This window comes from Colwellia piezophila ATCC BAA-637, assembly GCF_000378625.1.
GTDB classification, from domain to species: Bacteria; Pseudomonadota; Gammaproteobacteria; order Enterobacterales; family Alteromonadaceae; genus Colwellia; species Colwellia piezophila.
In genome coordinates, this window is sequence record NZ_KB905165.1 from 228,686 (window position 1) to 246,732 (window position 18,047).

20 protein-coding genes are annotated in these 18,047 nt (G+C 37.8%); 15 read left to right on the top strand and 5 right to left on the bottom strand.

Annotated elements, in window-relative coordinates; all coding sequences use genetic code 11:
* Positions 1-51 precede the first annotated feature (51 nt).
* From pabC to F580_RS0111570, 6 genes are all read left to right on the top strand, one after another.
* A complete protein-coding gene (pabC, locus tag F580_RS0111545; RefSeq protein WP_019027890.1) occupies positions 52-858 on the top strand; it encodes an aminodeoxychorismate lyase in 807 nt (268 codons plus the stop codon).
* A 46-nt stretch (positions 859-904) separates the two neighbouring features.
* Positions 905-1,921: an endolytic transglycosylase MltG gene (gene mltG, locus F580_RS0111550; RefSeq protein WP_019027891.1), complete on the top strand. Its 1,017-nt coding sequence runs from the start codon at positions 905-907 to the stop codon at positions 1,919-1,921.
* An 84-nt stretch (positions 1,922-2,005) separates the two neighbouring features.
* Positions 2,006-2,644 (top strand): dTMP kinase, encoded by a 639-nt coding sequence (gene tmk, locus F580_RS0111555; RefSeq protein WP_019027892.1) that lies wholly within the window; start codon positions 2,006-2,008, stop codon positions 2,642-2,644.
* 9 nt (positions 2,645-2,653) lie between these two features.
* Positions 2,654-3,694 carry a hypothetical protein gene (locus F580_RS0111560; protein ID WP_019027893.1) on the top strand — a complete coding sequence of 347 codons (1,041 nt, stop codon included), beginning with the start codon at positions 2,654-2,656 and terminating at the stop codon, positions 3,692-3,694.
* 9 nt (positions 3,695-3,703) lie between these two features.
* Positions 3,704-4,030, top strand: coding sequence for a PilZ domain-containing protein (locus F580_RS0111565; protein ID WP_019027894.1), 327 nt, complete (start codon positions 3,704-3,706; stop codon positions 4,028-4,030).
* A gap of 74 nt (positions 4,031-4,104) precedes the next feature.
* Positions 4,105-4,872, top strand: coding sequence for a TatD family hydrolase (locus tag F580_RS0111570; protein WP_019027895.1), 768 nt, complete (start codon positions 4,105-4,107; stop codon positions 4,870-4,872).
* A gap of 513 nt (positions 4,873-5,385) precedes the next feature.
* On the opposite strand, the gene F580_RS0111575 is transcribed toward F580_RS0111570, so the two are convergent.
* Both F580_RS0111575 and F580_RS0111580 read right to left on the bottom strand, forming a co-directional pair.
* Positions 5,386-6,957, bottom strand: coding sequence for a cation:proton antiporter family protein (locus tag F580_RS0111575; protein ID WP_019027896.1), 1,572 nt, complete (start codon positions 6,955-6,957; stop codon positions 5,386-5,388).
* 190 nt (positions 6,958-7,147) lie between these two features.
* Positions 7,148-7,792 (bottom strand): arylesterase, encoded by a 645-nt coding sequence (locus tag F580_RS0111580; protein WP_019027897.1) that lies wholly within the window; start codon positions 7,790-7,792, stop codon positions 7,148-7,150.
* On the opposite strand from F580_RS0111580, the gene F580_RS0111585 reads away from it, so the two are divergent.
* From F580_RS0111585 to F580_RS0111595, 3 genes are all read left to right on the top strand, one after another.
* Positions 7,791-8,504, top strand: coding sequence for an ABC transporter ATP-binding protein (locus tag F580_RS0111585; RefSeq protein ID WP_019027898.1), 714 nt, complete (start codon positions 7,791-7,793; stop codon positions 8,502-8,504). The genes F580_RS0111580 and F580_RS0111585 overlap by 2 nt on opposite strands.
* A complete protein-coding gene (locus F580_RS0111590) occupies positions 8,494-11,007 on the top strand; it encodes an ABC transporter permease (RefSeq protein ID WP_019027899.1) in 2,514 nt (837 codons plus the stop codon). Before F580_RS0111585 ends, F580_RS0111590 begins: the two co-directional genes overlap by 11 nt.
* Before the next feature lie 174 nt (positions 11,008-11,181).
* Complete coding sequence (locus tag F580_RS0111595; RefSeq protein WP_019027900.1) at positions 11,182-12,246, top strand: AI-2E family transporter; 1,065 nt, start codon at positions 11,182-11,184, stop codon at positions 12,244-12,246.
* Between the two features lie 64 nt (positions 12,247-12,310).
* Here the strand turns inward: F580_RS0111595 and F580_RS0111600 are convergent, their stop codons facing one another.
* The 3 genes from F580_RS0111600 to F580_RS0111610 form a co-directional block, all read right to left on the bottom strand.
* Positions 12,311-12,742: a lysozyme inhibitor LprI family protein gene (locus F580_RS0111600; protein ID WP_019027901.1), complete on the bottom strand. Its 432-nt coding sequence runs from the start codon at positions 12,740-12,742 to the stop codon at positions 12,311-12,313.
* 141 nt (positions 12,743-12,883) lie between these two features.
* Positions 12,884-13,186, bottom strand: a complete 303-nt coding sequence (locus F580_RS0111605; RefSeq protein WP_019027902.1) for a YciI family protein — start codon at positions 13,184-13,186, stop codon at positions 12,884-12,886.
* 60 nt (positions 13,187-13,246) lie between these two features.
* The gene (locus F580_RS0111610) at positions 13,247-13,855 is read right to left on the bottom strand and encodes a septation protein A (RefSeq protein WP_019027903.1); all 609 of its coding nucleotides are present in this window, start codon (positions 13,853-13,855) and stop codon (positions 13,247-13,249) included.
* A gap of 386 nt (positions 13,856-14,241) precedes the next feature.
* Between F580_RS0111610 and F580_RS0111615 the strand changes: the two genes are divergently transcribed.
* The 6 genes from F580_RS0111615 to F580_RS0111640 all read left to right on the top strand — a co-directional run bounded on the left by F580_RS0111615 (position 14,242) and on the right by F580_RS0111640 (position 17,998).
* Complete coding sequence (locus F580_RS0111615) at positions 14,242-14,574, top strand: globin family protein (RefSeq protein WP_019027904.1); 333 nt, start codon at positions 14,242-14,244, stop codon at positions 14,572-14,574.
* Positions 14,575-14,955: 381 nt separating this feature from the next.
* Positions 14,956-15,318 carry a response regulator gene (locus tag F580_RS0111620; protein ID WP_019027905.1) on the top strand — a complete coding sequence of 121 codons (363 nt, stop codon included), beginning with the start codon at positions 14,956-14,958 and terminating at the stop codon, positions 15,316-15,318.
* 217 nt (positions 15,319-15,535) lie between these two features.
* The gene (cheD, locus tag F580_RS0111625; protein ID WP_019027906.1) at positions 15,536-16,195 is read left to right on the top strand and encodes a chemoreceptor glutamine deamidase CheD; all 660 of its coding nucleotides are present in this window, start codon (positions 15,536-15,538) and stop codon (positions 16,193-16,195) included.
* Between the two features lie 26 nt (positions 16,196-16,221).
* Positions 16,222-16,479, top strand: a complete 258-nt coding sequence (locus tag F580_RS0111630) for a hypothetical protein (protein WP_019027907.1) — start codon at positions 16,222-16,224, stop codon at positions 16,477-16,479.
* A complete protein-coding gene (locus tag F580_RS0111635) occupies positions 16,476-17,666 on the top strand; it encodes a methyl-accepting chemotaxis protein (RefSeq protein WP_019027908.1) in 1,191 nt (396 codons plus the stop codon). The genes F580_RS0111630 and F580_RS0111635 overlap by 4 nt, the downstream gene beginning before the upstream one ends.
* A gap of 26 nt (positions 17,667-17,692) precedes the next feature.
* Positions 17,693-17,998: an STAS domain-containing protein gene (locus F580_RS0111640; protein WP_019027909.1), complete on the top strand. Its 306-nt coding sequence runs from the start codon at positions 17,693-17,695 to the stop codon at positions 17,996-17,998.
* The last annotated feature ends 49 nt before the right edge of the window (positions 17,999-18,047 follow it).

The window sequence follows — 18,047 nt, forward strand, 5'->3', positions numbered from 1 at the left end:
GGAAGTCTTCAGGCTTTTTTGTTGCTTTTAATAAATCGGCTAAGAAATGATATGAAATATTGCTCGGTCAATGGTATAGAACAAAAAAACATCGATATTACCGATCGGGGTTTGGCCTATGGTGATGGTATTTTTACCACGGCAAAGATCGTTAATGGTAAGGTATTATTACTGGATAAACATTTAGCCAGATTAAATTTAGGTTGTCAGGCATTAGCAATAAAAGCCCCTTTAATGGCGCTGTTAACCCAACAAATAGCAGTCGTTGCCAAACTTTATCCGCTAGCGGTATTAAAAGTGATCATTACGGCAGGCAGTGGTGGACGTGGTTATTCAAGAGTCGGACTCAATGATAACGCTACCAATGTTATTATCATGGTGTCTGATTTCCCCAGCCATTACGCAAGTTTAGTTAAGCAAGGCATTAACCTTGGCGATAGTAAGCAACAAATTTCGACTAGCCCTATGCTTGCCGGAATAAAGCACCTTAATAGACTTGAGCAAGTATTACTTCGAGCTGAGCTTGATGACCGTTTGGAAGATGATCTTATTGTCGCTAATAGTGCCGGGGATGTCATTGAAGTAACCAGTTCTAATTTGTTTTATTGGTTAGATGGGCAATTATGTAGCCCTGACTTATCAATGTCTGGTGTTAATGGCATTATTAGACAACTGCTATTAGAAAAGTACCCACAAATAAAAGTACGCAAAACTAAGTTTTCGGATCTTAAACATACTAAAGCAATGTTTATCTGTAATTCTTTGATGGGCATTATGCCGGTAAAAACGTACAATAATCGAATACTTACTATTGATGCAGTTCAAGATTTACAAAATCAAATGAAAGCGATCATTTAAACCGTATTAGTATCGTGGTTGAATGATTGCCTATTAAGGAAGATTTGTGTTTAGAAAACTTATTGTTTTTATTACTTTTATGGTAATTATCTCATTGGCTGGAGCAGGAGTTTTAGTTTATAAATTTGATAAAGTATTAAACGCGCCACTAACCATCCAACAAGATCATTTTTTAACCGTGAGCCCGGGTAGTTCTATTAGCGCTTTCGCTAAAAAACTCGAGCGAAAAGGTTGGCTGCCTACACGTTTTTGGTTGAGAAATTATGGCCGTTTATTTCCACAAAAGACTAATATTAAAGCCGGAACTTATTTAGTCACTAAAGGGACTACGCTACAAGAATTGTTAGCTCAGCTTGATATGGGTAAAGAACACCAATTTTCAGTGACTTTTATTGAAGGTACTCGCTTTAAAGATGCCTTAGCTATTTTAGCTAAGCACCCGAATATCACGCAAAGTATTAGCGGTAAAAAAATCAGTGAAATGGCGAAGACCTTAGGGATAAAATCAGCCAACCCTGAGGGGTGGTTATTTCCTGATACTTATGCGTTTACGGCAGGTACGTTAGATATTACATTATTGCAGCGTGCTTATCGAAATATGCAGACACAGTTAAATACTTTATGGGAAAATAGAGCTAAAAACCTACCTTATAAAACACCTTATCAAGCCTTGATTATGGCTTCTATCATTGAGAAAGAAACCAGTTATATCGCCGAGCAGCCAGTGATATCTTCCGTTTTTGTGAATAGATTACGAAAGGGAATGCGCTTACAAACGGATCCAACGGTTATTTATGGCTTAGGGGATCGTTATCAAGGGGATATTACCCGTGCGCATTTACGTGAAAAAACGCTTTATAATACTTACAGAATAAATGGCTTACCGCCAACACCTATTGCAATGGCGGGCTTATCAGCACTAAAAGCAACCTTAAATCCAGAGACCACTGATTATTTTTATTTTGTTAGCGGTGGTAATGGTCAACATGTTTTCAGTAAAACGTTAGCAGAGCACAACCGCGCTGTTAGGGATTACTTGAGAAAACAAAGAAAGGCAAAGTAGTATAAAAACAAGCAAGTATTACTACTATAAATTTCATCATTATTTAATTTAGCAATATAACTGAACTAAGGTACAAGTTTAAATATGTCTACTGGAAAATTTATTGTCATTGAAGGCATGGAAGGCGCGGGTAAATCCTCTGCTATCGCTGTTATTGAACGTATCCTAAAGCAGCACGATATTGAGTATATTAATACTCGAGAGCCTGGTGGAACGCCACTCGCGGAATCGTTACGAACAATAGTAAAATCAGTCGACCATCAAGAAATATTGACCGTGGAAACAGAGTTGTTTCTAATGTATGCCAGTCGTAGCCAATTACTCGCCAACAAAATACTGCCGGCTTTAGCTGCAGGTAAATGGGTAATTGGCGATAGACACGATTTAAGTTCTCGCGCTTATCAAGGTGGTGGCCGAGGTTTTGATGAAACTATTATGAATACCATTAGTGATATTACGCTAAAAGGCTTCCGCCCAGATATCACACTTTATTTAGATATTGACCCCCATATTGGTTTATCCCGTGCTAAAGCGCGTGGTGATTTAGACCGTATAGAACTCGAGCAAATGGACTTTTTTATCCGTGTTCATAATAAGTATCAAGAGATTGCTTCACAAGATAGCACTATTGTCACAGTAGATGCCGCGCAAAGCATGGCAGATGTCCATCTAGATATTGAAAAGTCAGTACTTGAGTTTATCGCTAAAACGGCCTTGGATTAATTTGAACTTATGTTAAATATTTGCCAAGAAACGCAAGTGCTGTTAAGTAGACAGTTTCAACAGAAAACCCTAGCCCATGCTATTTTATTGCAAGGTATTGAAGGTACGGGGAAACCTGCCTTGGCAAAATGGCTAATTGAATTATTAATATGTAAATATCCTATATCGTTCATCAGTGACTTACCTGATCATGCAGAAATAAGCCAAGCGTGTAATCAATGTAAGAGTTGTCTACTAAGGAAAAGCGGGAGTTATCCTGATCATTTGTTATTATCGAGTGACAATAAAACGCTCGGGGTTGATGACATTCGTCGAGGTAATAGTTTTCTCGAAAAAACTGCGCATCTAGGGCAAATAAAAACCATATTAATTCCCCAAGCACAGACCATGACTGTTGCGGCAGCCAATGCTTTATTAAAAACATTAGAAGAACCAAGTCAGAACAGTTTCATCGTATTGTTATCAGAGGATCTTGATAGTTTATTACCGACTATTGTGAGTCGATGTGCCATTTATACTATTAGACCTGTGGTTGGAGAAGCCTTATTACTTAAGCTTAAGTCGTCAGGCTTTAGTGAGCACTCCTTACCCCAAAACAGGGCCGCGATGCCAAGAAAGCTTGATTCATCTTTTGTTAATTTAAGTCAATTGGCCGAATTAACCGATGCAGCAACGTTCCAAGCATTTGAAGAGTTTAATCAACGTTATCTTGACTACCTAACTACCGGACAAAGTGAGCCTCAGTTACTTATCCAACTTATTGAAAATAAACATGGTTTACGATGGTTAGAAAAAATAACCTGTAACCTAGTAAGGCAGCATTACCTGACAAATGGCCCTGACTCATCTAACTCTTTGGCTACTCACCAGGATGGGCTAGGTAAAAATGAAATCAGTGAATTGGTTATTTCCCCAGAGGTGCTTAATCAAATTTATCAAGCTATCATCAGTAGTAATAAACTGATAAAGTCTTTTACGCAAGCAAATCGGCAATTCGTCGCTGAACAGCTACTTATGACGATAAATACTATCGTTAGACCGTCGACCTAGGAGAGAAACTTGGTACCATTAAATGTAGAGTTTCATTCAGAGCGTGATTTATATCTGGGTTATATGCCTTTTTTAAATGAGGGCGGGATATTTATTAGAACACCGCGCCAATATGAATTAGGTGATGAAATTGAAATACATATTTTATTGCCAGATGCACTTGAAGAGTCAATCGTTCAGGGTGAGGTCTGTTGGTTAACCCCCATTGGCGCGCAAAATGGCACCCCTCCGGGTGTCGGAGTTATTTTTGTTAAAGACCCTGAAAAAATTCGTCATCAAATTGAACAGATAATTGCACGACACTTAAATTCATCAGAGCCAACGCTAACGATGTAGTTTTCTCTGTTGCCACATGTTTACTCAGTGGAACACCCCCCCTTTAATACCTTTTGAAACACAGGAGAACCTCGTTGTTTATAGACTCTCATTGCCATTTAGATAGGCTTAATTTATCCCTCTATGATAATAACCTTGATAATGTAATACAGGCTGCCAAAGATGCTAACGTTGATAAATTACTTTGTGTCAGTGTTACCTTAGAAGACTTTCCAGAAATGGCCGAAAAAACGGCACATTACGATAATGTCTTACTTACTTGTGGCGCCCACCCGTTAAACCAAGCAGATGAAATCATGCCTGAGCATTTACTTGCCTTAAGTCGTAATGAGCGTGTTATTGCGATCGGGGAAACCGGGTTAGATTATCATTACGCACCTGAGACGAAGGCGCTGCAGCTTGATTCATTCAAAAAGCATATTGATGTTGCTAAACAGTTGAATAAGCCTCTGATTATCCATACCCGAGCAGCGCAAGAAGATACTTTAGCGCTACTGCGTAGTGAAGGTGCAGAGCAGGTCGGTGGTATCTTACACTGTTTTACTGAAAGCTGGGAAATGGCCGAGCAAGCGATAGCGTTAGGTTTTTATATTTCTTTTTCCGGTATCGTCACTTTTAAAAATGCGACAGCATTAAGAGAAGTTGCGGCTAAAGTACCCGATGACAAATTTTTAATTGAAACTGACGCGCCATATCTGGCACCAGTTCCACATCGTGGTAAGGAAAATCAGCCCGCCTACGTAGTCGAAGTGGCTAAGCACCTAGCAAGTATTAGAGGTCAGTCAGTTGAGAAAATAGCGCAGCTTTCGAGTGATAACTTTAACCGTCTTTTTAAACTTTGATTTCTCTGACTGGCGAATAGCGCAATAGATTTAAGGTAAGCTTGGCAGAAATAAAGTTAAAAAAAAGCCCAAACAATCGTTTGGGCTCAAGGATGGCTCAAGGGGTTGAGCCGTGCGCTAATTAACCATTATCTGCTAATTAAGATAAAAACAAAAACAAAAATAAACTAGGGTATATCGTCCTATTTACTAACACCTTAGCGAGTGAAAAGTTACTTCTTGCTAAGCTTGTGTAACTAAGTGTAGTGTAAGTTTTTTAAATAGCTAATGTTTTTTGTCTTATTTGTTTTCTTCTTGTTTTACAAGCTGTTATCTGTTTTTATGACTGTTTTTATTACTAAATCCTCCCAACTAAATTACGTCTAAATCACAGCTTTATCACAAGTTTTCCACAGGTTATTATACGAGTTAAAGAGGGGGGGGGTAAAGGCTAAAAAGTCATTTAAAAGGCCCGTACGACCACATAAATCATATCAACCCGTGGTTAGAATCCTGCAGGGGGAATTGTGGTTTTTAGACTGATTTAGGTAATAAGGCTAAGCTTTCTTCAGCAAAACCAACCCCAGCCTCGGTATAAAAGTTAAATACTTTATCAATACCAAAGGCTTCTAATTCTAGACGTTCATCATCATAACGAGCGACAGCTGCAATTTTTCCTTGATAGTGTGCTGCTTTTAATTGTGTAGTAATGCTAATTGCATCTTGTACAGACGGTAATGCCAGTAACACGAGTTCAAGACGGGAAAGATCGATACTTTCCCAAAAGTGAATATCTTCAGCATCACCGTAATAGGCTTCAACACCCTTATTTATTAACCAGGTTATTTTGTCTTTATCCGCATCTAAGCCCCATGCCGGTTTCGTACTATGGCTATTAATCGCTTGATAAGCACCCATACCAACCCGACCCATGCCGATAATTACAATAGGGCGCTGACAAGGTTGACAAAAACTGTCCTCTTCAAGTTTTGTTTTACGCTCAAAACGAGAGAGAAAGCCTCTATGTTTGGCAAAGAGCGTATGGGCAAATCGATAAAGGATATTGGTTAAAATAAATGAGATAGAGACGCTTAATGCCAAGATGACTAACCAGTCATTACTTAGCCAACCGGCGGTAACACTTAGGGCACCAACAATTAAACCGAATTCACTAAAGTTACTTAATGAAAGGGCAGCGAGAAAGGCACTTCGACAACGCATTTTTAACAGACTAAAAATACCGTAAAACATGACAAATTTAACTGGAATGAGTAGCACTAATAAAGCGGCTAGCCCTAGCATTTCTAACGTGGGTATTGCGGTAAAACCAATTGATAAGAAGAAACCGATTAAAAAGATATCTTTAAAGCTCATTAATGCTTTATTGATCTCACTGGCTTTTCCATGAGATGCTAAGAACATACCGACAAGTAACGCTCCTAAATCACCTTTAATATTAACCAACTCGAATAATTCATAGCTGCCTAAAGCGAGGAAGAATCCCATTAAAGGCAGGAGTTCCCCATGGCCGACATGACTAATTAATTTATTGATCAGCGGTTTTATTAAAAATAAACCCAGTAAGGCAAATGCCCAAATTGATGGGGTTTTACCGGTAGCGAAAACTAAAAAAGTAACCGCAATAATATCTTGAATGACTAGAATACTTACCGCGAGTTTGCCATGGCGTGTTCGCATTTCGCCATTTTCTTCTAATAACTTTATCACACAAACGGTACTGCTAAAGCTTAATGCAAAGGCGATCAATATCGCGGTCATCAAATCTAAGTCACTGAAGTAACTAATCGACATTAAAGCGAGTAATTTAATGAACGTTATAGTGACAACAATCCAAAGTAGGGTATGTAAAGAAGAGCCTAGCCAAACCTCAGTCTTAAATAGGTTTCTTACGTTGAGCTTTAAACCTATGGTAAACAGCATGATGGTAATGCCTAAGTCGCTCAATAAGCTCAAGCTTTCATCTGCTTGATAACCAGCGATATTTAAAATAAAGCCTGCAGCTAGGAAACCAATTGAAGGGGGCAGTGCGATGGTTTTTGCCGCTAAACCGCAGATAAAAGCGAAAAGAATCCAGATAAAGTCCATTATTTAGCTCTAAGTTAAGTTGTTTTACTAAGCAGATTACGTTTTGGCTGTCTTATGCGATTATGCCAGTATATTATGACAACTAAATGTCTAGTAGTTGTTAATTTATATCAATGAATACTTAAAGTTATATCCACAGTCTAAAAAGAAGTTTACCTTAAAAACAGCCTCTTACACCAGTAAGTTTTAGTCAGACTCGGGTTTTATTTAGTCTTCTATCTTGTAGCCAGCTATCAATTTCTTTATGCATAAAGTCACGAATAATTGGCTGTGCTTTAGCATTGGGGTGTAAGTTATCGTTTAGCATTAAGGAAGGTTTTATCGCTATGTCTGTCATAAAGTAGGGCATAAGATACGCATTGGTTTGTTTTGATACCTTAGTATAAGTGTCCGTAAACATTTTCCGATACCTTGGCCCTAGATTTGGTGGTATTTGAATTTCCATTAAAGCGACTTTCGCACCATGTTGTTGGCTGATAGTGACCAGTTGGGTTAAATGTTTTTGGAGTAATTTAATAGGGAAGCCCCTAATACCATCATTACCACCCAGTTCAATCAGTACATGGCTGGGTTTGTGCGTGGTTAACCATGCTTCTATTTTTAATATGGCATTATCTGTAGTTTGGCCACTGATAGCGGTATTAATGATAGTGATAGGCGTGTTATCTTCGATATATTTATTTTGTAACAAATGAACCCAGGCTTGGGCTTGCTCAACGCCATAGCCAGCGCTTAAGCTATCACCAATAAGTAAAATCTTGTCCTTTGCATAACTTGTAAATGACAGGTTTGTCAGCATTAAGATAATAATAAATTTTAGGATACAACGTGTCATGTCAGTACTTTCTCAGTTAAATGTAATTCAAGTGTCAGGGCTTACTAAGCGTGTTAATACGCTTGATGGTAGCCTTACTATCCTTAGCGATATAAACTTTTCTGTCAAGTCAGGAGAATCAGTTGCCATCGTTGGTGCTTCTGGCTCAGGAAAATCAACCTTGTTGAGTTTGTTGGCCGGTTTAGATACCGCCAGTCAAGGAGATGTCTGCCTTGATGGTGACGCGTTGAGTACGCTCGATGAAGAAGCTCGTGCACGGGTGAGAGCTGAAAAGGTTGGTTTTGTCTTTCAATCTTTCATGTTGGTGCAAAGTTTAACCGCCCTTGAAAATGTGATGTTACCGGCAGAGCTTGCCGGCGATCATGATGCTAAAACCCAAGCTTTAGCATTGTTAGACAAAGTAGGCCTCTCGCATAGACTCGAACATTACCCTTCACAACTCTCCGGTGGCGAGCAGCAAAGAGTAGCAATTGCACGCGCATTTATTGGCTCACCGAAGATACTGTTTGCCGATGAACCTTCAGCAAACCTTGATAGTAAAAATGGCCATCTTATTGAAACACTCCTTTTTGATTTAAATAGGCAAAACGGTACAACACTGGTATTAGTTACCCATGATGAGCAATTAGCAAAAAAATGTCAGCGGATTATACATATTGAAGGTGGCAAACTTGAAAAAATCATCGAAGGAGTAGCTGCTAATGTGGGTTAAACTGGCGTTCAAGTTATTTTCACGAGAGTTTCGACGGGGCGAATTAACTATTATTTTTGCTGCCATTGCCCTAGCCGTACTTACTATTTTCAGTTTGTCTTCAATTACCGAGCGGATTAGTTTAAATATAGCGCAAAAAAGTAGTGACTTTATTGCCGCGGATCGCCGTTTATCAAGCAATCATGCCTTTGATGGCCAAATACTCATCAAAGCAAATCAGTTTGGACTTAAAACCGCCAAAATGCTTTATTTTGATTCTATGTTGTTCGCTAATGATGAGTTGGTGTTAGGCTCGGTAAAAGCGACGACAAATACTTATCCACTAAGAGGGAAAATCACCATTAAGGATAGCCTTATTAGCCAGGCTTATGAGGTTGGTTCTGGTCCTAAAGTTGGTTTTGTTTGGCTCAGCGAAGGCTTGTTCTATACCCTCAATGTAAACGTTGGCGATACGGTTGAATTGGGGGCCGGTATTTTTAAGATAAGCAAGGTGTTAGTAAAAGAGCCTGATGCACCATTTTTCTCATTATCGGGAAATAAACGCGTACTGTTAAATTATGCCGACATTCCTACCACACAAGCTGTGCAAGCGGGCAGTCGAGTATTTCATCGGTTGCTTTTTGCCGGCAGTGAAAAACAACTTAGTGATTATTATGCTTGGCTAAAACCTGAGCTGAAAAGTAACCAAACCTGGGAAGGCATCAAGGATAGACAATCACCTTTAGGTAATAATTTAGAGCGAGCAGAACGATTTCTCTTATTAGCCGGTTTATTTGGCATAATGTTAGCCGCAGTGGCCATGGCTGTTTCGGCAAAACGATATTGTGAACGCCAATATGACCCGGTTGCAATGATGAAAACTCTGGGGGGTAGTCGTAAAATCATCCGAAATATTTTCCTATTACACCTAAGTTTAGTGACAGGTTTTTCTATTATCGCTGGTTTAGCAATAGGTTTTGTCTTGCAGTATATAGGCGCAGAGTATTTATCGACCTTTATGGGCACACAATTACCACAAGCGGGAGTCCGTCCTTGGTTATTGTCGGGCTTTATTGGTCTTATTTGTGCACTGATGTTTTCATTAAAACCGTTGCTGGATTTATTCGATATTCCGCCACTTAGAGTTTTACGTCGTAATTTAGGTGATACCTTAGCCGTCAGTCGAATTCATATTGCGCTTTCATTCATGACTATTTTTGTTTTAATGTGGATATTTAGTGGCGAGATTATTACTACCTTAATTTTGTTTGCTTCCACCTTACTTGTCATTGTCATTTTATTTGTTATTTCTCGGTTAGTATTTTCTGCAGGTCGTCGACTAGGTCTTAGGCCTGGCTCTAGTTGGTCTTTAGCGATAGCTACCTTACAAAAAAGAAAAAATGCTAATGCCGTTCAACTGATCAGTTTCGCCTTAGCTATTAAGCTGATGCTCTTTTTGGTGGTGCTAAAAACCGACATTATTGCCGATTGGCAGATGCAAGTGCCACCCGATGCGCCAAATATGTTTATCATTAATATAGCTGAGCAAGAAGTCGAGCCCATCAAGCAATTTTTTAGTCGCCATAACATACCTCATGAAGATTTTTATCCTGTTTTTAGTGGCCGTGTTGATGCGGTAAATGGTGAGCCGTTTGCTCGTCGAGTTTCAAAACAAGAAGGTGAAGAAAAAGAGGAAGGCGCAAGAGAAGGGGTGCGCAGAGAGCCAAATTTAACCTGGTTAGCGTCTTTACCAGAAGGTAATGAGATAACAGAAGGGCAATGGTTTGCTGACGGAGCTAGTGATGGTGACGATATTGAAGTCTCTGTTTTTGAGGGCTGGCAGGAAGTTCTTGATCTCGAGCTAGGTGATACCATTACCCTATTAGTGAATGAACAGCCAATAGATGCCAAAGTAACGAGTTTTAGGAAAGTAGACTGGGGTTCGTTAAAACCTAATTTTGTCATGATTTTGAGCCCCAATATGGCAGGCAAGGTACCGGTAACCTATTTTAGTGCCGCACAGTTGCAAGACAAGCATACCAAAGAGATTAGCAAGTTATTACAGCGTTACCCCACGGTAAGCATGATAGATATCAAGGCTCAAATTGAACAAGCGCAATCAATCATTGCACAAGTTTCAATCGCGATAGGTTTTGTTTTATCTATTGTCTTAATCAGTGGCGCTTTAGTGTTAATTTCTCAGGTACAAGCAAGTTTGGCAGAGCGTATGCAAGAAGTAGTGATATTACGAACGTTAGGCGCAAAAGGTCGATTAATTAAACTAGCAACGCTTTATGAATTTATGTTACTCGGTGGAATTGCCGGTTTAGTTGCGGCAATAGTCAGTGATATAGCTTTATTAGTTATTCAGCAGCAACTCTTTGATATTGAAGGTCGTCTGCATTTGTATATCTGGATTTTAGGCCCGGTAAGTGGTGCGTTTTTTGTCTCCTTCATTGGTTACTTTATGGTGGCAAATACCATGCGACAAAACACCCAAGGCCTATTAAGAAAACTGGGTTGATGCTAGGTAGGGGCTCCTTGTTTCTGACGGGGAGCACAGCTAACTTGTTGGCAGTGGAATATTTAAAGTACTTGAATATAACTAATTGATTACCTGAGCTTAAGCATAAGTTAACTAGTGTAGCTCCTGTATTTAAGGTATATTGAAACCATAAAAATTTAAGGAATGATTTTCATGGTTTCAAGTTCAAATCATAGTTCTATCGTTAAAGCGTTTGTCACCGTTGCCGCAATCTTTATCATTTTTGCCGGTATTAAAACAGCGGCTAATATACTTGTGCCATTTTTACTGTCGGTATTTATTGCCATCATCTGTAACCCCCTAATCAATAAAGCCAGTGAATTTAAAATTCCGAAGGCCATTTCGATTATCTTTGTTATCGCAGCCTTTGTCACGATGGCGGTATTTTTAACGGGGTTAGTGGGCAGCTCACTAAACGAACTTTCACAACATATACCTCAATACCGGTTACAACTCAATATACAATTTGTTTGGTTAACCGATTTTCTTAGCGGTCACGATATCGAACTTTCCTCCACAATAGTGACTGAATATTTTGATCCGGCCGCAGCAATGGGCTTAGCAGCCGATATGCTATCAAGCTTTGGCTCGGTGATGACAAACTTGTTTTTGATTATCTTAACCGTGGTCTTTATGTTATTTGAATCATCTTCATTTCCGCATAAATTACATTTAGCGTTAGATGATCCACAAATGCGTATGAAACAAATTGAGCGTTTCGTGTCTTCAGTAAACCATTATATAGCGATTAAAACCTTAGTGAGTATTGCCACGGGTTGTATTGTTTCGCTGATGCTGTGGGCCTTTGGCTTAGAGTTCTTTTTACTTTGGGGGGTGTTAGCCTTTTTACTTAACTATATCCCTAATATTGGCTCTATCATTGCGGCGGTGCCACCAGTGACGTTAGCTATTTTACAATTAGGTATTGGCGATGCCGGCGCAATAGGATTAGGTTTTGTTTTAATTAACATGGTAATGGGTAATTTTATTGAGCCGAGATATCTGGGGAAAGGCCTAGGTCTATCAACGTTAGTGGTATTCTTATCTTTAATATTTTGGGGCTGGTTACTGGGCACCGTAGGCATGTTATTAAGTGTGCCACTGACCATGATTTTAAAAATAGGCTTAGAAAATTCGCCAGAAGGTCGTTGGTTAGCGGTTATGCTAAGTGATGAAAATGAGCTAGTCGAAAAAGAGGAGCAAGTGCTAGTTGATTAATATTGAGTCGTTCTCCTAATAAGTAATACACAAGCTCAGCAAAATATTAGACAAAATTTGAATCCTATAGCGCACTATAGTTGGTTTGTATGTTACTGAGACCATCTATACGGCTTAGACTGAGCATGATATAACAAGTCTTATAGGCTAAGTCAGCACCTGTTTCAGGTGATATGGCTAAGTATTGCCAACGACAATCATTCTCCCGATAAGTAATAAAATTACTTTGCGAGCGTTTAAACATTTTTAATGCCGAATAGCGACCATTGACTAAGGCCTTTTCTTCCAAGTTAAAAGTATGTAGGTTTACCCACGTTTGTAACTCTCTATCAACATGCGAAATAACGCCATCTAAACATCGAGACATTGCTGCAGTTGACATTTGATCGGCAGTTTTATTTTTACATGTTTCAATATCCTTCGCCGCATTTGCCGGATTACTCATCAGTAAAGGGCATAATAGTGCAAAAGCTAAAAGTATATGATTACGGATCATTTTAGGGTTAACAACTCAGTAGTTTAGGTATTAGGTACTATACAGTGTGTATTAGTATTCGTTAAGTAACTAAACTTATCAGCCTTAAGTTTATTAGGAATAAGTTTAGTTAGGATTAATTTTAGCTGACAAGTTACCCTACTATGCCGGTAATACCTTCTTATAAGGTTTCACCGTGACTTTTTTATAAACGCCGGCATCAACATAAGGGTCTTGATCAGCCCAGCGCTGTGCAGCCATTAAGTTGTTAAACTCGGCAACAATTAATGACCCAGTAAATCCGGCTTCACCGGGATCTTCACTGTCGATAGCAGGACAAGGGCCAGCTAATAATAATCGATCTTGCGCTTGAAGAACTTTTAATCGTTCAATATGTTTATCTCTAACCGATAGGCGCAAGCTAAGTGAATTGTCCACATCTTCACTGTAAATAACATAAAACATGTCAGGGTTCCTTTTTAATAATAGATCAAACAGAAGGGTCTTAAATAAAGATTGTTAATCTTACGGGGCATTTTTTTCATCACTGACTTTATCGCTATCATCATCTTCAAGAGGCAAATGTTTATATAATGCCAAAATAGAGCCGATAGAAAAGACAAACATTAAACCGGTTAAACCAAAAACCTTAAAGTTTACCCAGGTATCAAGGTCGAAATTAAACGCCACGTAATAATTTAATCCGGCGCAAAATAAGAAGAACATAGCCCAGGCAAAATTTAATCTAGACCAAATATTTTCAGGCAACTTTAACGACTCACCTAGAAACTCTTTAATGATGTTCTTGTTGAAAAAACTATTACTTACTATTAATGCACCTGCAAAAAAAGTATTAATAATGGTGACTTTCCATTTAAGAAAGGCATCATTTTGTAGGTAAATAGTCAGGCCGCCAAAAACGACGATTAGCCCGAAGAATATCCATTGCTTGGCCGGGATTTTCTTTTTCTTAATTTTGTAATAAATGATTTGCAAAAAGGCGGCAATTATCAAACTACCAGTGGCCCAATAAATACCGGCTAATGAATTAACAATGAAAAAAATAACAAGTGGGAAGTATTCAAGAAATAACTGCATATAAAACCAATATTGAAAGGGATTTAAAGATGACATTAAGATGTAACTAACATCACCAAACTACTCAGTACACAATTTTAACGAATGTGGGTTTAATAGCCAAGCTTATATTCATTTATCATCACACATTAAAAAGATAATTTTAACCATGCCACTTTTTCCTATCAACGAGCAACCCAAGGATAATTCTTGATAGGGTAAACTTATCAGTTGAAATGGTAATAAAACGACCAATTTTTTAATCCTTCTATTTTCTTTACTCTATAGTTGATTTAGCTATTTATTTTTTTCATATGTGACGGAGTAAAACAGGTAATATCAAAAATACAAGAGTTTAACTGAGCAGGAGGTCGAGATAGTTAAGTTGCTATTAATAAGTCATTTTATGACAAGGTTTACTTGCCCCTTGGTTAAAACAGTATTTGCAAAATATTCCACAGCAAAATATTGAAGATCAACAAGTAGACTTTAGGCAGAAAGTTTTGGGTGCAGAAAATCATTATGTTAAAGCTCCACTTATTGCACATAGCCTTATGTTTATTCCCGATGAGCTCTTCGAGGCTCGCCAAAAGCTACTTTTAGATGCGTTTAATGCGACGAGTACTCACCCAGGGTTAATTGATAAATGGTTGAATTTAGATGAATCGTTTCGCCGGGTATTAGTAAAAAATCGCCCATGGCATGTAATCTACGCCATTTCTTTTTCTATTAATGGCGTGATATCTACAGGATTAATTCACAATTTCTATTGCTAAATAGGGTAAGTCCTTATAAATACTCATGTTTAAAGTGTAAGCAAAAGTAATATTACTTGCGCATTAATTTTTTTATGCTAACAATAATATCAGTATAAAAACCTAGTTGTTCGCTTTTTAATAGTATAAATAAAACATTATTTACAGTGGGTTATAGTATTTTCATGTTTTCGAATCCTCTTTCTTGCAATCCTTTAAATCTGTCATATGCTTTAAGGCACAAACTAAAATAATAACAATACGGATATCTCAAATAAATGTTCAAATTCTCCAGTGAATTAACGATTGCTCAGGTTAACGAGTATCAAGCCCAAATCATTCCAATAAAAAACATATCAAAAAATACCGAACTACGATGCATTAAACGATGAGGAAATTAGTATGACTAAAGTGTTAGTTGTTGATGACTCAAACTCAATAAGAGACATGGTCAGTTTTACCTTAAAAAGTGCCGGATACGAAACGGTTGAGGCTAAAGATGGTCAAGATGGTTTAAGTAAAGCGCAAGCCAGTAATTTTGACTTGGTGATTTCAGATGTAAATATGCCCAATATGGATGGTATAAGTTTATGTACAGAACTGCGCAAGCTCCCTGATTTTAAATTTACTCCTATTTTGATGCTTACCACTGAAAGTTCCACTGATATGAAAATGCGCGGGAAATCGGCTGGGGCCACAGGTTGGTTGGTAAAACCGTTTAACCCGGAAAAGTTATTAGCCACCATTAAACGAGTGGTTAAGTAATTTTGTAAGCATGAAATTTTATTTAATCGTTTAGTTCAGTAACGTAGTTATCTTTGGTGCTTAATATCTAAGTGTTCTGTCGTGATAATTTACTAGATTTTGACAAGGACATAGTGAAAATCTAGTAAATTATCAACAGTATTTTAGTCATGTTGGTATAACTATTTTTAGAAAACCTTAATTCGTTGCCTAAAGCCAACTTTAATAAGGACGTTTTGTGCTAAAAAATAATCATCCACAAGTATCTGAATATATGGCGCAGTGCCTGCCAGAATTTATGCAGATTAATCATTATTGGGATAAACAAAGGAATATGGTAGTTGCTAAAATTCTACCAGGTGAGTTTTATATGACCACTGAGAATGTAGCGATAGCAACAACACTGGGTTCATGTATTTCTGCTTGTATTTGGGATGATCGCAGTCGTATAGGTGGCATGAATCATTTTATGTTACCGGTCACCAATAAAGAAGCTCATGAAGTAAATTGGGGGAAAAAAGATAAGACTTCAGATGCGACCCGTTATGGAAATTTTGCTATGGAACATCTTATTAATACTATTTTAAGATCGGGGGGCCGAAAATTAAATTTAAGAGCAAAACTATTTGGTGGTGCAAAAGTGCTTGATCAATTGTCCGATGTTGGACAAAAGAACATTAATTTTGCCTTAGCTTATTTAGATCAAGAAGAAATTGTCATTGAAAGTAGTGATCTTGGTGATATTTACCCCCGAAAAGTTATCTTTGAACCTTGTAGTGGCCGAGTCTTTATCAAACGACTGGATAACTTGCACAATGATACTATTATTCGCCGAGAAAGTGATTATCGCAATCAAATTAATCAAAAAGAGATTAGTGGAGATATTGAACTTTTTTAGTGGTTACAGCATAGGAATTAAATTGTATGGATATACTTAATGTATTTATCGTTGATGACGGCCAAGGAATGTTAGGTATAAAAGAGCTGGACTCAAGTACAATTATTAAAGATAAAAACTCTAGTCTTAGTTGGGGAATACCCAGCAGGGCTCATGATATTTCAGCGCACACCAATCAAGATCCTTTAACTGATATCGCTAGACAACTTCTTGATTATGCCTTTTTAAGTCGAGCAGAAATGCAACAGTTCCTAACTAAAGATTGCATTGGAGGCACGTTATGAGTCATATGAAAAATACTATGTACTTATCCTGTGTTTTAAGCTTATTGATATGGGTTAACTATTTTTTTATTCACCAAGAAATTATTTTTGTACTCTTATTCTCTGTGCTATTTATTTTATTAGTCGTCTTAACAAGTCAAATAAGTAAATTTATTTCATCCAGTATTGAGCCTAAAAACGGGGATACTATGTCGGTAGTCGATAATGAATTAATACATAGTGTTATTTTCGAGTTACAGCAGTTTATCCACCAAGAAGTAACTATTGTAGAAAATGAGCTTCAAAGAACCAAGGTCATAGTTTCTGATGCGGTTACGGGCATCTCCGATAGCTTTAAGCATTTGCAGAGTTTAAGTGAAGATCAGCAACAAATGATTAAATTGTTGATTTCTCATTCCTCTAGCATGGGAGATGATAACAACTCATCATTAGATAGTTTTGTTACCGACTCCAACAAAACCCTTGATGACTTTGTCGGGGTTATAATAAATACCAGTAAACAAAGTCTTGAAACCATGATTTATACCGATGAGATGGTAATACAATTTGACAGTATTTTTAAACTTTTGTCACAAGTTGAAGGTTTGGCGAGTCAAACAAATTTACTCGCACTTAACGCTGCTATAGAAGCTGCTCGTGCGGGAGAGGCGGGCCGTGGATTTGCCGTTGTTGCTAATGAAGTGCGTAATTTATCTGTAGGTTCAACAGAGCTTAATGAAGATATTCGTACTGAAATAAATAAAGCCAAAGAAATTATTGCTAAGTTACGTAATTCAGTTGAAATAATGGCCTCTGCAGATATGACTTCAACATTAGAGGCAAAAGACAAAATGTCGGTAATGATGAGCCATGTTGAACAGGTAAATATTCAGACGACAACGAGTGTGGAAGAGCTGGCTATTATTGCACCTCAGATTACCAACGCGGTAAGTCTTGGCGTGCGTTCGTTACAATTTGAAGATTTAACCAGGCAATCATTAGAGTCATTACAAGTAAATGTTAGCAGCCTGCATGAAATAAGTGATGTCTTGGCTACCTTTGATAAACAGCCAAATATTGCTATACATCAACAATTGATTAAGCTTAAAGAGACTTGTCAGCAAGTGTATCGCGAAACTCAACAGGCAGAAGATTCTCGCAGTGTTAAGCAGCTAAATATGGATGAGGGTGAGATTGATTTATTTTAATTTTAACAACAATAGGGAAAAGACTTATGGCAGTTAGCAGTAGACTTTCTGGAGATGATAAAGAACTTGTTATTAGAATTGATGAACGTTTTGATTTTTCATTACATCAACAGTTTCGTGACACTTATAACAGTATAACCATTCGAGACTTAACTTATACTTTAGATTTAAGCCAAACAGAATACATGGATAGCTCGGCACTTGGAATGATTTTGTTGTTAAAAGATCATGTGGAACTTTATGCAGGCAAGCTCATTATTTCTAGGCCGAGTGAGACAGTAAGAAAAATATTAGAGATAGCTCAATTTCAACGCTTAATGACGATTGAATAGAATCTTATTCCGTAATTGTAAAATAATGTCTAAACAATCGGTTATAAGG